The sequence below is a fragment of the Marinigracilibium pacificum genome (genome assembly GCF_012926615.1).
Lineage (GTDB): Bacteria > Bacteroidota > Bacteroidia > Cytophagales > Cyclobacteriaceae > Mangrovivirga > Mangrovivirga pacifica.
The window spans coordinates 102,645-117,873 of the sequence record NZ_JABBNU010000007.1 but is presented as its reverse complement, the minus strand read 5'-3'; the positions used below and the strand labels follow the sequence as shown (position 1 = coordinate 117,873).

The 15,229-nt window shown below is 34.5% G+C and carries 13 protein-coding genes; 6 read left to right on the top strand and 7 right to left on the bottom strand.

Annotated features, from left to right (window positions below; genetic code table 11):
- The first annotated feature begins 1 nt into the window (after position 1).
- Positions 2-2,167, top strand: a complete 2,166-nt coding sequence (locus HH304_RS12270; protein WP_169681906.1) for an OmpA family protein — start codon at positions 2-4, stop codon at positions 2,165-2,167.
- Between the two features lie 51 nt (positions 2,168-2,218).
- On the opposite strand, the gene HH304_RS12265 is transcribed toward HH304_RS12270, so the two are convergent.
- From HH304_RS12265 to aceB, 4 genes are all read right to left on the bottom strand, one after another.
- Entirely contained in the window at positions 2,219-2,746 is a 528-nt protein-coding gene (locus HH304_RS12265; protein WP_169681904.1) for a ferritin, read from the bottom strand.
- A 106-nt stretch (positions 2,747-2,852) separates the two neighbouring features.
- Positions 2,853-3,194, bottom strand: a complete 342-nt coding sequence (locus HH304_RS12260; RefSeq protein ID WP_169681902.1) for a hypothetical protein — start codon at positions 3,192-3,194, stop codon at positions 2,853-2,855.
- A gap of 128 nt (positions 3,195-3,322) precedes the next feature.
- Complete coding sequence (gene aceA / locus HH304_RS12255; protein ID WP_169681900.1) at positions 3,323-4,606, bottom strand: isocitrate lyase; 1,284 nt, start codon at positions 4,604-4,606, stop codon at positions 3,323-3,325.
- 23 nt (positions 4,607-4,629) lie between these two features.
- A complete protein-coding gene (gene aceB, locus HH304_RS12250) occupies positions 4,630-6,240 on the bottom strand; it encodes a malate synthase A (protein ID WP_169681898.1) in 1,611 nt (536 codons plus the stop codon).
- A 125-nt stretch (positions 6,241-6,365) separates the two neighbouring features.
- On the opposite strand from aceB, the gene HH304_RS12245 reads away from it, so the two are divergent.
- Positions 6,366-7,865, top strand: coding sequence for a helix-turn-helix domain-containing protein (locus HH304_RS12245; protein WP_169681896.1), 1,500 nt, complete (start codon positions 6,366-6,368; stop codon positions 7,863-7,865).
- Here the strand turns inward: HH304_RS12245 and HH304_RS12240 are convergent.
- The gene (locus tag HH304_RS12240; protein ID WP_169681892.1) at positions 7,848-8,777 is read right to left on the bottom strand and encodes a tetratricopeptide repeat protein; all 930 of its coding nucleotides are present in this window, start codon (positions 8,775-8,777) and stop codon (positions 7,848-7,850) included. The two genes, HH304_RS12245 and HH304_RS12240, sit on opposite strands and share 18 nt — an antisense overlap.
- A 97-nt stretch (positions 8,778-8,874) precedes the next feature.
- Here HH304_RS12240 and HH304_RS12235 point away from each other — a divergent pair, with 97 nt between their 5' ends.
- Complete coding sequence (locus tag HH304_RS12235; protein ID WP_169681891.1) at positions 8,875-9,564, top strand: nitroreductase family protein; 690 nt, start codon at positions 8,875-8,877, stop codon at positions 9,562-9,564.
- Here the strand turns inward: HH304_RS12235 and HH304_RS12230 are convergent.
- Positions 9,551-12,043, bottom strand: coding sequence for a DUF5916 domain-containing protein (locus tag HH304_RS12230; protein WP_169681889.1), 2,493 nt, complete (start codon positions 12,041-12,043; stop codon positions 9,551-9,553). The genes HH304_RS12235 and HH304_RS12230 overlap by 14 nt on opposite strands.
- A gap of 161 nt (positions 12,044-12,204) precedes the next feature.
- Between HH304_RS12230 and HH304_RS12225 the strand changes: the two genes are divergently transcribed.
- Positions 12,205-12,900 carry a DNA alkylation repair protein gene (locus HH304_RS12225; protein WP_169681886.1) on the top strand — a complete coding sequence of 232 codons (696 nt, stop codon included), beginning with the start codon at positions 12,205-12,207 and terminating at the stop codon, positions 12,898-12,900.
- Positions 12,893-13,387 (top strand): metallophosphoesterase family protein, encoded by a 495-nt coding sequence (locus HH304_RS12220; RefSeq protein ID WP_169681885.1) that lies wholly within the window; start codon positions 12,893-12,895, stop codon positions 13,385-13,387. The genes HH304_RS12225 and HH304_RS12220 overlap by 8 nt, the downstream gene beginning before the upstream one ends.
- Positions 13,388-13,442: 55 nt before the next feature.
- Here the strand turns inward: HH304_RS12220 and HH304_RS12215 are convergent, their stop codons facing one another.
- A complete protein-coding gene (locus tag HH304_RS12215) occupies positions 13,443-13,646 on the bottom strand; it encodes a hypothetical protein (protein ID WP_169681710.1) in 204 nt (67 codons plus the stop codon).
- A gap of 210 nt (positions 13,647-13,856) precedes the next feature.
- On the opposite strand from HH304_RS12215, the gene hisS reads away from it, so the two are divergent.
- Positions 13,857-15,224 carry a histidine--tRNA ligase gene (hisS, locus tag HH304_RS12210; RefSeq protein ID WP_333908756.1) on the top strand — a complete coding sequence of 456 codons (1,368 nt, stop codon included), beginning with the start codon at positions 13,857-13,859 and terminating at the stop codon, positions 15,222-15,224.
- Positions 15,225-15,229 lie beyond the last annotated feature (5 nt).

Below are 15,229 nucleotides of genomic sequence, written 5' to 3'. Positions count from 1 at the left end.
AATGAAATTTTCATTACATAAATCATTATTGAGCATTATTTTGTTCTTATCATCTTTGGCAGGTATTTATGCCCAGGGATCGATATTTACAAATCTGAAGAATCCTGTTGATATTGCCCAAAGATATTATGACAATCAGCAATATGATCAGGCTATCCCCTATTTTCATCAAGGAATTGAAGAAAACAAGAACATACCTGATATCATTAAATTACAATTAGGTGAGTGCTACTTCAGAACAAATAACCAGAAACAAGCCGCAAAGTGGTTAAGTGAAGGGCTGAAGTCAGGGGGACTGGAACAGCCAAAATTCTTTCTTTTTTATGCTGAAGTACTAAGTTCTCAAGGAAAATATACTGAAGCTGGTACCTTTTACACATTGTATCGAAAGAATACCAATGAAGAAAACAGACCTAAAAACAAGCTTGAAGGGATATATCAGCTAAATACTTTCTTTGAGGATACTGCTTTCCTAACTGTTAACGAAATTGTTACCCCGGAAAAATCAGACATTTTCTCACCTTATATATACAAGAACCAGCTTTATGCTGTGGGGACAAAGTCGGGACATCCTGGTTTTAAAGGCGGTGCTGATTATGATTTATTTAAAGTTGATATTTTCAATAATGATTTTGTAAAAACTGAACTTCCGGCACCACTAAATACGAAAGACCATGAAGGTCCAATGGCACTTTATAATCAGGGTACCAAAGTGATATTTACCCGAACAGTTTCAACAAAAGAAAAACCTCAAGGTGTACTTCAATTATTTTCATCTGAATTGATAAGTGAAAGTAAAGAGAAATGGTCAACACCAAAAGCACTTTCATTTAATAATGGATCATATTCTTGTGGTCACCCTGCTATTTCAGAAGACGGTCAAACATTAATTTTTGCCAGTGATAAACCAGGTGGAAAAGGTGGAATGGATCTTTACATTTCAATTAATAGAAATGGAGAGTGGAGTGTCCCTGTAAATATGGGTGATGAAGTCAATACTGAAGGGCATGAATTATTCCCATTAATAATCGATCAAACATTATATTTTACTGGAAATGGCCATGGCGGACTTGGAGGTATGGATATATACAGAGCCATCGTTCATAATACCCAGGTAGTAAAAGTAGAAAACATGGGAGCTCCCATAAACAGCCCTAACGATGATTTTGGAATTTCCATTTATGAGGATGGTAGAAAAGGATATTTTTCATCAAACAGACCTACGGAAAGTGGTAACGGAGATAAAATCTTCGGGTTTAAGAAAACGCTTGTTCCTTCTCCTCACCTGAGTGGTATTATCATGGACTTTGACAATAACCTGAAAGTAAGAGGGGCTGAAGTTGTATTGATGAATGAAGCTGGTGAAGTTATCGAACAGTTTTTTGGTGGTAGAAATGCACAGTTCCGATTTGAGCTGGAAAGAAATCAAACTTATCGCCTGGTAGCTAGAAGAAAAGGTTTTGCTTCAGAAGAAAGAGTAATAAATACATCGGATCTATTTGTCGACAATCATCTGATCAAACTTCCTCTGGTACTTGAATCACTTCTATTACAAGGTGTAATCAGGGATAAAAAGAATTCGGGGTTAATAGATGATGCCAAAGTAATTTTGGTCGATGAAACTAATGGCCACTATTACGAATACACCACCGGAGATGATGGAATGTATGACTTTATCCTTGAAGATGGAGCTGACTACTCATTATTTGTTACAAAAGAAGGATTTTTTGAAAAGACATTAGATATAGAAACTTTTGGATTGAATTACGGTCTGATTTCGTATACAGTTGATATGAATCCGATAGTTTCAAATGAAAAGTTACTATTTGATGATATTATCTTTGAAGATGGAACTTCAGACTTAACAGAAAGCGCAATTACTGAATTAAATAATATTGCAAAGATTCTCAACCTTCAAAAATTCTACAAAATTAAATTCTTTGTACACACAGATAGCCGCGGTGATGCTACAACCAATATGCAACTAAGCCAGGAAAGGGCACGAAAAATAAAAAATCATCTAGTTTCAAAGGGAATTGAAAAAGATAGAATTGAAGCAAAAGGACTTGGTGAGACAGAACCAGTAAACCAATGTGTTGATGGGGTTGAGTGTACTGAACCAGAATACATGATGAATATTAGAGTCGAAGCCTTACTGAATTATTAATAAAAAAGGCCGGTCATATGACCGGCCTTTTTTATATCTGTTAATCAGAATTTATTCTCCTCCGTAAGTGATTCTAGGAATTTCCTTATCAATCATGTATTTACCTTGAGTTTCCTCTCCTATTACATCAAATAATTCAAGACATCTTCGAGCTACGTATTCTTCTTCACGTTGCTCTTCAAGGAACCATTGTAAGAAATTGATAGTGCTGTGATCCTTCTCTTTATAACAAACGTCAACAAGGTTGTTAATAGACTTAGAAACAGCTATTTCGTTTTCAAGAGCTATCTCGAAAATCTCCTTAAAGCTTCCATATTCCTGTCTTATTTCAGACACTACAGGAGAAATAGCATGTCCTCCGACATCATTCACATACTTAAATATTTTAAGCATATGAGCTCTTTCTTCTTCTGATTGTTTATAGAAATAATCCGCACTGTTTTCGTATCCATTAATATCACACCATGAAGCCATTGCCAAATAATGAGCACTTGAAGCAGCTTCAATTCTGATTTGTTCGTTCAGCTGACTTTCTACTTTCTCAGTCAGCGATGTATTTAATCTGATTAAATCCTTCATAGTTATAAGAATTTATTTACACTTACTATAACTGTAAATGTAAAAAGAAGTTACGGCAAATCAGCGTAAAAAGTCCAATTCAGAATAAGTCTAAATCAGCACCGGATTAGAATAATGCAGGTTTAAGTGCGTCTTGAAGAATGGAATTTAATGACAACATAACCATAGATCCACTGAAAAGGTCTCTTATCTGAACCATTTCAATACAAGTAAGGACAAATACCTCATCATGCTCAGGAATTATTAAAATCTCAACAGCATGACCCTCTTGAAGTAACATTGCCTCAAGATTAAAGCTTTTGACCTTGTTTTTTAATCTCAAAAATTGTTGAGGTGTCAATGACACTGTCTTACCATGCATGGTAAGTTCAAAAGTCATATCAAGATCATTTTGAGCAACTGATCCAAGACAATTTTTATAAACAATATGAGATTCCTGGTTAATCATTTTGACAAAAGTAATCCTTGTTTAGAATAAGTCCAAATTAAAAATAAACAAAAGTGCCACCCATATTACATCATGGGTGACACGAAACTAACAAGGATGGTGATCATGGTCACCGGGTAATTAAATCATTAATGAAATTGAGCAGTTTCTGTAGATCCTTCCATTGCTTTAGTAGAAGAAAGACCACTTGTTACTATATTTTGAACAGCATCAAAATAACCTGTTCCAACAAAAGCCTGATGTTTTACAGCACGGAAACCTTGTGATTGCAAAGCAAATTCTCTTTCCTGTAGTGCCGAATATCCTGCCATTCCTTTTTGACGGTATGCCGTAGCTAATTCAAACATTGAAGTGTTAAGAGCATGGAATCCTGCAAGAGTTATGAATTGGAATTTATAACCCATTTCAGCAAGTTTTTCTCTGAAGTTTTCCATTTCCAACTCAGTTAAATGAGCAGCCCAGTTAAAAGATGGCGAACAGTTATATGCGAGTAATTTACCTGGGAACTTTTCATGTATTGCCTGAGCAAACTCTCTCGCCTGACCCAAATCAGGATTACTTGTTTCCATCCATAATAAGTCTGCATATGGAGCATATGAAAGACCTCTGTCAATACCTTGCTCAACACCGTTTCTTACATTATAGAATCCTTCAGGTGTTCTTCCGTCTTCTTTCTTTATAAATTTATGATCTCTATCATCGATATCAGAAGTAATAAGGTTTGCCGCATCTGCATCAGTTCTGGCTACAATCAAAGTAGGAGTTCCCATTACATCTGCTGCTAATCTAGCTGCAATTAGTTTATTTATTGCCTCCTGAGTAGGAACTAAAACCTTTCCTCCAAGGTGACCACATTTTTTGGCTGAAGATAGCTGATCTTCAAAGTGAACTCCTGAAGCACCTGCCTCAATCATTCCTTTCATCAATTCGTAAGCATTTAGATTTCCCCCAAACCCTGCTTCTGCATCAGCAACAATTGGCACCATATAATCAGTATCACCAGTACCACTTACGCTTTGAATCTGGTCAGCTCTTTGCAATGCATTGTTGATTCTTTTTACAACCATTGGCACTGAATTCGCAGGATATAATGACTGATCAGGATACATTTCACCAGCAAGGTTAGCATCAGCAGCTACCTGCCATCCACTTAGGTATATGGCATTTAATCCTGCTTCTACTTCTTGTACTGCCTGGTTTCCAGTTAATGCTCCCAGTCCTGCTACAAATTCTTCTGAATTAAGTTTTCTCCACAGTTTTTCAGCTCCTTGCTTTGCAATTGTATATTCTATATTGAAATTTCCGCGTAGTTTAATAACTTCCTCTGCTGTATATGGTCTTAATATACCATTCCAACGAGGGTTATTTTTCCATTCTTCTTTTAACGCTAATATTCTTTCTTGCTTATTCATGAGTATTTTTGTTTTGGTTATTATTAATCTAAATGTTCGTATGCTAATAGGGTTAGAAAAGGTAAGAACTCAGTAGTTTTGATTAGCTTATCAAAAATTCTGATTGCCTTGTTAAGGTTTCCTGTCTCAACTCTTTCAGGTCCTAACATCTTTTCGATAATGACTTTTTCCTCTGCCAGGAAATGCTCATATATCTGAAAATCAATTGGATTACCATTTGAAAACTGAAGGTTACCTGAATGAAGCCACTGCCAGATCTGAGCACGGCTAATTTCTGCTGTTGCAGCATCCTCCATCAAATTGTATAGTGCAGCAGCACCAGTTCCGGATAGCCAGCTCTCGATATAAAGGATTGCTACATTTATATTATTTCTGAATCCTGCCTCAGTAATTTTCCCTCCATCAACTTCTATCTGTAAAAGCTTTTCAGAGTTAAATTCAACTGATTCTCTCAAATCATCCTTCTGATTTACTTTTCCGTCAGTCAGCTTTTTATTGAATTCTTCCATTGCAACCTCAACCAAAAGTGGGTGTGCTACCCAGGTGCCGTCATATCCGATTGAAGCTTCACGTTTCTTATCCTGTTTTACTTTCTTAAATGCCTGCTTATTGACTTCTTCATTTTTCGCTGGAATAAAGGCAGACATCCCTCCTATTGCATGTGCTCCTCGCTTATGACAAGCTTTCACTAGCTGTTCAGCATATGCTGACATAAATGGAGTGGTCATAGTAACCTGTCCCCTGTCAGGCATTATAAAGTCAGGGTTTGTTTTGAATTTTTTGATAATGCTGAATATGTAATCCCATCTTCCTGCATTCAATCCAGCCATATGCTCCTTCAAAACATATATTATCTCTTCCATTTCAAATGCTGCAGAGATAGTTTCTATCAAAACAGTTACTTTAATGGTTCCCTGAGGTATATCAAGATAATTTTGAGCCATTACAAAGACATCATTCCAAAGTTTTGCTTCAAGGTGACTTTCAAGCTTTGGCAGATAGAAGTATGGACCACTTCCTCTTGCTAATAACTCTTTAGCATTGTGAAAGAAATACAAACCGAAGTCAAATAATGAAGCAGAAACTTCTTCTCCATCAATTTTGACATGCTTTTCATTTAAATGCCATCCTCTAGGTCTGACTTTCAATACAGCAACCTTGTCATTGAGTTTATATTCCTTTCCATTTGGAGCATTGAAATCTATTTGTTTTCTAATTGCATCAAACAGATTCAGTTGACCATTCAAGCAATTATCCCAGGTTGGTGAGTTGGCATCTTCAAAATCTGCCATAAAAACTTTTGCTCCACTATTAAGAGCATTGATTACCATCTTGCGATCTACGGGTCCGGTGATTTCAGTTCTTCGATCCTGTAAATCTTCAGGAATTGGATTTACCTTCCATTCAGAGTTTCTGATATTCTCAGTTTCTTTTAAATAGGTAAAGACAGAACCATTATCAATCGACCGCTGGACCTCCAGACGATCTTCTAACAGTTGTTTTCTTCTGTTATTGAACTTCCTATGTAAGGCTGCAATAAACTCAAGTGCTTCTTCAGTTAGCAGCTCAGCAGGTTTTGATAAACTCGGAGCTATAATTTGCAAACCTTCGATCTTTTCAAGTTGGTCAATCATAATCTTTTCGGTTTTTGTTTGATCTACGGTTACAAATGTATAATGGCGAACAATAAATAAAAAGCGAATTTTCGCTATTGATATATTTACGCTATTTTAGTATATTATGCGAAAATTGAAAGATCATGCACGAGATTAATGAACAAAACATCAGGCTTATATTCGGTCTAAAACTCAGAGAGTTGAGAACAGACAACAACCTCAGTTTATCTGATTTATCAAAAAAAACAGGGATTTCGGTATCATATCTTAATGAAATAGAGAAAGGAAAGAAGTACCCAAAAGCTGATAAAATAGCTGCACTCGCTGAAGAGTTTGATGTAACTTATGACTGGCTGGTTTCGCTACAATTAGGGAGAAAATTATCTCCAATTGCAGATCTAATTCGCTCAAATATTTTAAATGAACTTCCGCTTGAAATATTCGGGATCGAACCAATCGAGTTAATTAATATGTTAATGACGACTCCAACGAAGTTCAATGCCTTTATTTCTACATTGATTGAAATCGGAAGAAATTACGATATGAGCGTAGAAAACTTCTATTACTCCGTATTAAGAACCTTTCAGGAAATGAATGAAAATTATTTTGGTGAAATTGAAAAAGCAGCAGATCAATTTTATACAAAGTATCATATCTCCAAGGAAGAAATACTTGAACACAAGCATCTTGAGAAAATACTTGAGGAAGAATTTAATTATAAAATATCATATACTTTACAAAATACGCATAATGCATTACGCGATCTGAGATCACTTTTAATCCCGGGGAAACAACCTTTATTGTTATTGAATAAGTCATTAACAACAGAACAGAAAGCTTTTATTCTGGCTAAAGAAATAGGATACAAGTTTCTTGATTTAAAAGTGAGGGAATATGCAGCATCATTAATTGAGGTAGATAGTTTCGAAAAAGTAGTTAATAATTTTAAAGCGGGATATTTTGCGGGGGCTCTGTTAATCAGGGAAAAAATGATTATTGACGACCTGAAAAACCTGTTCTCCCATGATGATTATTCTTCAGATAGATTTTCAAATATCATAAGCAAATATCATTGTACTCCTGAAGTTTTCTTTCACAGGATGACAAATATTTTACCAAAGCATTTTGGACTCAAACAATTATTTTTCTTGAGATTTAGCAGAAATGAAGTAAGCAAAGATATAAGCCTGACAAAAGAAATGCACTTGGCTGGACTTCACAATCCACATGCAACAGCTCTAAATGAACATTATTGCAGAAGATGGCTCAGCTTGACTATAATGGATGAACTTGAACAATTAAAATCAACAAAAGAGTATGTATCCCCTATTTTACGAGCCCAAAAATCCAGATACATAAATGGGGATAATGAATATCTACTTTTTAGTGTAGCAATGCCACGAACTGGAAATAATAGCATTAACTATAGTATATCAATAGGCATTCTTATCAATAGCAAACTAAGAAAAACCATAAAGTTTTGCGATGATGAAAATATTGCTACCAGAATGGTAAGCGAAACTTGTGAAAGATGCTCTGCTGTTGATTGCAATGAAAGAGCAGCTAGTCCTTCGATTTTAAACAAAAACCAGAAAATCAAACAAATGAAATCGGCAATTGAAAGCTTATTGAGTAGAACTTAACCTGTCAAAAATACTATCCGACTGAACATCTACATATTCTGAGGAATTTGCTTTTTTAGCTTTTTGCAAATAATATTCTACCGAATCGGAGTTAGTTATTGCTGAATGCCAGGCATAATTTCGCCATAAATAATAATTATCCGAATTAAGCTCCTTACTTTTCTCAAGCATTTCAACTGCCTTTTCTAATTGGTTTAGAGCAAGAAGTGCTTGAGCTTTATTATTAAAGTAATTAGCATTTTGCTTTATTGATAATGCATTATCAAAAGCATCTATTGCCTCTTCATTTTGATTATATGACAATAAAACCATCCCTAATAAATTAAATGCTTCATGTCTTGAAGCATTTTGGCTAATAACAAATAAAGCCTTTTCTCTTGCTCCTTCTCTATCTCCCTGATACAACATTATCGTACCCAGGTTTAGATTAGCATCGGCGTTTTCAGGTTGTTTATCAATAACCGCATTAAACTCGTTAGTTGCCTGATCAAATTCATTTAACTGCATCAAGGCAATACCCGATATCAAATGTAATACTGTAGAATCAGGATAATTGACCATCATTTGAGATGATAAATTAACAGCATCTTTAAATTCTGCCTTAGCCAGCATAGCTTGAAGGTAGTTTAACTTAGCATCATAATAATTTTCATCCAGGGAAATTGCATTTTGGAACCAAACTGATGCTGAATCATTCTTTCCGGATTTCAAATAGGCTACACCAATATTATTGTATATCCTTTTATCAATTATCGAATCGTTAATTAATTCCTTATAAATTCTGATAGATTCGGAATAGTCACCAGTCTTTAATAAAGAGTTCGCTTCCGAAAATTTCTCTGTATTTTCATCACTAGTAGAACAAGATACCAGACATACAACACAAGAAATATATTTAAAAAGTTTGATCATATCTATTTTTTTTCAAAGATAGCTTCCGGAAGACAAAAATATAAAGAAGAATTACTTACATTTATTATTTTCTCAATACTCATAAACAATAAAAATCATGATTGACCCAAATGATGTTATCGATTTAAATGGTTACCCACATTTACGATACTTTCAAGAAACCCTCACTGAAGAAGAAATGATCGAAAGATCTAGAATTCTTTTAGAACAATCCGAATCCAGAAGATCTGTAAGGGAATATTCTGACAAACCTATTCCATACGAGGTGGTTGAAAATATTCTTAAAACAGCTTCATCTGCACCTAGTGGAGCAAATAAACAACCGTGGACTTTTTGTGTAATTAAGGATCCGAAAATCAAAAAACAGATTAGAGATGCTGCGGAAAAAGAGGAAAAGCTAAGTTATGAATCACGAATGAGCGAACGCTGGCTTAAAGATCTGGAGCCACTTGGAACAGATCCAAACAAGCCTTTTCTGGAAACTGCTCCCTACTTAATAATTGTATTCAAGAGGGTCTATGAAATTGAAAACGGTGAGAAACACAATAATTATTATGTAAATGAATCAGTTGGTCTTGCTTGTGGTATGTTAATCTCAGCAATTCATAATGCTGGATTAGTAACACTTACACATACACCAAGCCCTATGAATTTTCTTCAAAAAATTCTTGACAGGCCAGATAATGAAAGAGCTTTTCTATTATTACCGATAGGGTATCCTGCAGATAAGACTTATGTGCCAAAAATAACTAAAAAGTCTACAGAAGAATATATTAAGATTTATTAACCATCTTCTTAATCGCAAGATAATCAAGGAAATAAGTTATTTTAACTGAAAAGTTATTCGTATGGTCGGAACCCATGATATCATTAAGGTTTCGGCTATACGATTTTTCTACTCGGTCTCTACGATCAATTGCTGAATCTTTCCAGCTGAAGGTTAGAAAGCTACCAGGGGCAAATTGCCAAGAATAAACTAAATCAACATTCAAAGAGTTGAAGTTTACATTATAGTCTGATTGTTCATTATCAGAAACATCTCCAAAATCAGACTCCATCATATTCCCTGATTCTGATAGCTCATAAAAATCTTTATAATTAGCTGTAGATAAATAATGCCTCGCTCTTAGGGTGAAAAACATTTTTGGACTGAATGTAAACCGTGCAAAAATTGTATTAGTGATTTCAGTTCGGTCCCTCTTACCAAAATAAATATCAATTTCATCAATATCATCAGCCCCAGATTCTTCCTGATCTACATATCCATATTCATTTCTGACTTTAAGTATTGAAAAATCATAATTTAGAGAGAATGTATTTGAAACCCTGAAATTTGGAGAAATTGAAAACCAATTATCAAACTGATTTCTTTCAGGTAATGTCCATATACCAGCATTCATCCAGAAGCTAACTCTTTTACGACCATCAGAAGAAATGTTTATTCCTGTATTAAAATTTTCAGGCTTATTAAAGTATCGACCCTCTACTCTTGGTTCAAAATAATCATTTTCATCTACTGGTCTGTAGGAAGCATTCCATCCAAAACTCCAGAACCCTTTGGTTTGAGCCCATAATGAAGTATTTATTGAGGCTCTTGTAAATACTCTTGGGTCATATAGCATATTATAAGATGCAGAAACATAAGCTTCAGCTCTATTAAATACCCCAAAATTCTCGAATTTTTCATAACCAAGGAACGCACTATGATTGAAATCATTTGGTGCTGAAAGAAACCCTAAATCGTTAATATCATAGTCATCTGACTCTACATGTCTGGTTGCTCCATATCTCCAATTACCACTAATTTTATTAAATGATAACCGATAAGCAAATCCCTGACTTAAATCTCTTTCACCGTTTTCACTTTTTCCCCAAACATTACTCAAAGCTCCAAAACCATAAACTTCATAACGATTACTCTTGTCTCGCAACCTGAGTTCAGTACCGGTAACATTTGCATCGCTACCACCTTCTCCCCTAAGTACGCTGGTATTGATAAAACTAATATTTGAATTATTCTTAAGATTCTGATCAATGACCATCACATTGAAGTTTGTAAATGGATCAACAGTAACAGATTTTGACTCTCCTGTTTCCAGATCAGTCACTGTCATTTCTGTTTTATTAGTCACAGCATTCAAAAAGCCAATACCTAAACCACCTTTTGTTCTTCCGGATACTTTTAATGAGTTTATTAAAGCAGGATCTCCTGGGTAATTAGAGATACTATCCTCCTCAGAATAACTTCCAGCTATTTCTCCGGAAGCCTGCCCTATTCTTCTTGAATAAAACAATCCATTTTTATCAAATAATTCAATTCCCTCGGTAAAAAATGGTCTGTTTTCAGCATACTTAACTTCGAAAGGAGATAAATTCAGAACAACATTATCTGACTGTACCTGACTAAAATCAGGAATAAGCGACATATCTAAAGTAAATGATTCAGATAAACCATATTTCAAATCCATTCCATAGGATAATTGATTGGTATAGGTTCCATTTGACTCTAATACACCTACGTATCCTAAAAATGGATAAAGTTGTAATCTAACTGGAGGTTTGATATCACGAAGGCCTTTTAGTTCACCAAATTGATTAACAAAACCAGAAACTGAATTGTCAACGAAATTCCAATAAGATTCTTCATTGGTCTTTCTAATTCTCCTCATAAAATTGATATTCCAATTCTGAATTTCAGTATCAGGGAATCTTAAGGCAGAATAAGGGATTCTCATTTCAACCTGCCAGCCATCATCAGTTGTTACTATTTCGCTTGTCCAAACAGCATCCCAATTTGTATCATCACCAGACTGAGTGTAATAAACATCTGCTTGCACATTTGCCGATGTAACCTGAAAACCAAATGCGTTTTGTCCTTTGGCATAAGTATCAAAAAAGACACCAAAATAATCAGAATTAAGACCTCGATTATCTCGCTCACCTACCTCTACTGGGATTTCGGAAGGGTTTGGATCAAATAATTTTGCAGCCACATAAATTGCAAAATCGTCATATATAATTTTTACTGAAGTTTTATAATCAGATTGCTTACCATTAACGGGAGTTCGCTGATAAAAGCTCATGGCATTTTGCTCATTTACATCCTGCCAAACCGATTCATCAAGTTTACCATCAATATTTATGGGCTCTGATGAGGTAAACCTGTTAGCTGTCAAGCTATTACCCGTAAAATCTTCGGAGCTAAAACCCTGAGAAACAAACACAAAAAAAAGAAATACCCCTGAGATTATTCTCCGGCTCACCATAAATAAATAATTAAAAATCCATACTTTACTTAACAGATACAAAGTGCCAGGGATGTCACTTTATATTATATAACAAAATTACGTTTAAAGGATTGCTTTTGTTACAAAATCTGCATTAAACCAATACATTTTTTGTTCGGTGTAAGAAAATTCATAATATCATGTCTTTAGAATTACAAAAACTCAAAATACTTGAAAAGTTAAAGTCCTTAGGCACAGAAGATGACAGAAAAGGACTTGAAAAATTCGGAATACCCTCAGATAAAGCTTATGGTGTCAGAAAACCAAAATTAAGAGCATTTGCAAAAGAGTTAAAAATAAAAAACAATGAACTTGCAGATTTAATATGGCAATCAGGAATACTTGAAGCAAAAATTCTTGCTTCATTAATTGCTAATCCAAAAACCATAAGTAAAGAAGTAATTAATAATTGGGTCCATGACATGGATAACTGGGATGTTTGTGACCAACTATGCGGTAATCTTGTTGACAAAACTCAATATGTTAACGAGTTTATTTTTGAATGGGCTGAATCAGATAAAACTTATGTAAGAAGAGCCGCTTTTTCTTCAATTGCCTGGGTCGCAGTTCACAACAAAAAACTACCTGATTCACATTTCAAATCCTATTATGATATCATCGAAAAAGGTAGTACAAATGAAAAAGAAAAAATTGTATTAAAAGCTATTGATTGGGCTGCTAGACAAATTGGCAAGCGAAATGCAAGTTTAAATAAAGAAATTCAGATGCTGGCTAAAAGATTGATTGAATCTGACACTGGCAAATCTAAAAGTATAGGTAATATTGTCTTGAAAGAAATTACAAGCGAGAAAATCTTAAAAAGATTAAATGATTAGAATTGGATTGATATCAGACACTCATTCACATCTTGAAGAAAGCGTATTTAAATATTTTGGTGAATGTGATGAAATATGGCATGCCGGAGATATTGGAGATATCAAAGTTCTTGAAAAACTTGAAGCATTCAAACCAGTAAGAGCTGTTTTCGGGAATATAGATGGTAATGATATTAGGATTGCAGCACCTGAAGATCAAATATTTGAAATTGAAGGATTAAAAGTCTGGATAACCCATATTGGAGGCTATCCCCCGAAATACACCAATAGAATTAAAAAGAAACTTGATGAAATAAAACCGGGACTATTTATATGTGGTCATTCACATATTTTAAAAGTCATGCCGGATAGAGAGCGTAATTTAGTACACATGAATCCGGGGGCAGCTGGAAAAGTAGGTTTTCATAAAATGAAGACTCTTCTAAGATTCTCAATCAATAACGATAAACTGTCAGATCTTGAAGTAATAGAGTTGGGTAGAAAATAAAAAACTCTGTCAAATTGACAGAGCTTTAAATATCTAATAGAGTGACTAGGTTTGATTAACCTTCAGTCTCTTCTTTTTCTACTTCCTTCTCAGCTTTTTTAGTTGTTTTCTTTGTTGCTTTTTGGAATTCAGCAACTTCCGCCTCAACATCTACCTTTTTAATAGTAGGCTTAATGTTCTGCAACTTCATGCTTTGTTTTCTTTGTGCAGATTTTGCTTTATTTCTAAGCGCTTTTCTTTTTAGTCTAGTAACTGCCATCGCTTTATATTTTTTAAATTCTTCTTCAGTTCCTTTAATTGGAATGCAAAAGTACAATATTTTTTTTATCTCACTAAATAATCACTTATAAATCATAAAAAATATCAAACATTTCTCTTTACAGACAAATAAAAGCGGTTTTATATAACAATACAGATAGTAGAAAGAGGGAATATTTTATACTTTTGTTCAAATTTTAAAAAGAAGCAGATTAAGATGCAGAAACCTTCTCTACCTAAAGGAACAAGAGATTTCGGCCCTGAACAAATGGCCAGAAGAAATCACATCTTCGATAAGATCAAAACCACATTTCAAAAATATGGATTTCAGCCATTAGAAACTCCTTCTATGGAAAATCTATCAGTCCTAACAGGGAAATATGGCGATGAAGGAGATCAATTATTATTCAAAATCTTGAATTCTGGTGAGTTTCTTAAAAAAACCTCTGTCTCAGACTATGAGTCAGGTGAAAAAGTCGTGCTTCCTAAAATAGCAGAAAAAGGCTTGAGATATGATCTAACAGTGCCTTTTGCTCGCTACGTTGTAATGAATAGGCATTCTGTCAATCTTCCATTCAAAAGATATCAAATTCAACCTGTATGGAGAGCTGACAGACCACAAAAAGGAAGATACAGAGAGTTTTATCAATGTGATGCGGATGTTGTAGGCACAGATTCCTTGATTTGTGAAGCTGAAATCATCATGATGATGACCGAAGTATTCTCAAAACTTGGGTTGGATAGTTATGAAATCAAGATAAACAATAGGAAATTATTAAGCGCCCTTGCCGAATTAACGGGTACTAAGGAAAAAGAAAGTGATCTTCTTGTTGCAATAGATAAGCTAGATAAAATCGGAATGGAAAAAGTTCTTGAAGAGCTTAAATCCAAAGGTTTTTCAGATGACTCTTTAGAAAAGATATTACCTGTCCTTCAATTATCAGGCAGTAACGATGATAAAATCCTAACGCTAGAAAAATTATTTGAAAGCTCAGAATCAGGAAAAAGAGGAGTTGAAGAATTAAAGGAGATATTCGAAATACTTAGAATTACTAATACGCCTTCCGATAAAGTTGTCCTCGACCTAACTCTTGCTCGTGGATTAAGTTACTACACAGGTGCTATTTTTGAGGTTAAACCATTAAATGTTAAAATGGGAAGCATTTCAGGGGGAGGAAGATATGATGATCTGACCGGGGTATTTGGTATGCCTGATCTATCCGGAGTTGGTTTTTCCTTTGGAGTTGACAGAATTTATGATGTCATGGAAGAACTTGACCTTTTCCCGGATGAAGGATTAAAGACTATTGATGTTATGGTAGCTCATTTTGACCAGGAATCATTAAAATATGGTTTAGGTGTGTTAGCACAACTTCGAAGAAATGGTATTTCAGCAGAAATTTACCCGGATTTGGCTAAACCTAAAAAGCAATTTTCATATGCTAATAACAAGAACATCCCTAATGTTATTGTTATCGGTAGTGAAGAAATTAAAACTGGTCTACTATCATTGAAAAATATGAAATCCGGAGACCAGGAATCATTATCTATTGAACAAATAATAGATAGAATAAAATAAAAATA

Bases quoted from the DNA above. Each gene is read 5' to 3' on its own strand.
- HH304_RS12270 (WP_169681906.1), top strand. From the start codon at position 2: ATGAAATTTTCATTACATAAATCATTATTGAGCATTATTTTGTTCTTA.
- HH304_RS12265 (WP_169681904.1), bottom strand. From the start codon at position 2,746: ATGAAGGATTTAATCAGATTAAATACATCGCTGACTGAGAAAGTAGAA.
- HH304_RS12260 (WP_169681902.1), bottom strand. From the start codon at position 3,194: ATGATTAACCAGGAATCTCATATTGTTTATAAAAATTGTCTTGGATCA.
- aceA (WP_169681900.1), bottom strand. From the start codon at position 4,606: ATGAATAAGCAAGAAAGAATATTAGCGTTAAAAGAAGAATGGAAAAAT.
- aceB (WP_169681898.1), bottom strand. From the start codon at position 6,240: ATGATTGACCAACTTGAAAAGATCGAAGGTTTGCAAATTATAGCTCCG.
- HH304_RS12245 (WP_169681896.1), top strand. From the start codon at position 6,366: ATGCACGAGATTAATGAACAAAACATCAGGCTTATATTCGGTCTAAAA.
- HH304_RS12240 (WP_169681892.1), bottom strand. From the start codon at position 8,777: ATGATCAAACTTTTTAAATATATTTCTTGTGTTGTATGTCTGGTATCT.
- HH304_RS12235 (WP_169681891.1), top strand. From the start codon at position 8,875: ATGATTGACCCAAATGATGTTATCGATTTAAATGGTTACCCACATTTA.
- HH304_RS12230 (WP_169681889.1), bottom strand. From the start codon at position 12,043: ATGGTGAGCCGGAGAATAATCTCAGGGGTATTTCTTTTTTTTGTGTTT.
- HH304_RS12225 (WP_169681886.1), top strand. From the start codon at position 12,205: ATGTCTTTAGAATTACAAAAACTCAAAATACTTGAAAAGTTAAAGTCC.
- HH304_RS12220 (WP_169681885.1), top strand. From the start codon at position 12,893: ATGATTAGAATTGGATTGATATCAGACACTCATTCACATCTTGAAGAA.
- HH304_RS12215 (WP_169681710.1), bottom strand. From the start codon at position 13,646: ATGGCAGTTACTAGACTAAAAAGAAAAGCGCTTAGAAATAAAGCAAAA.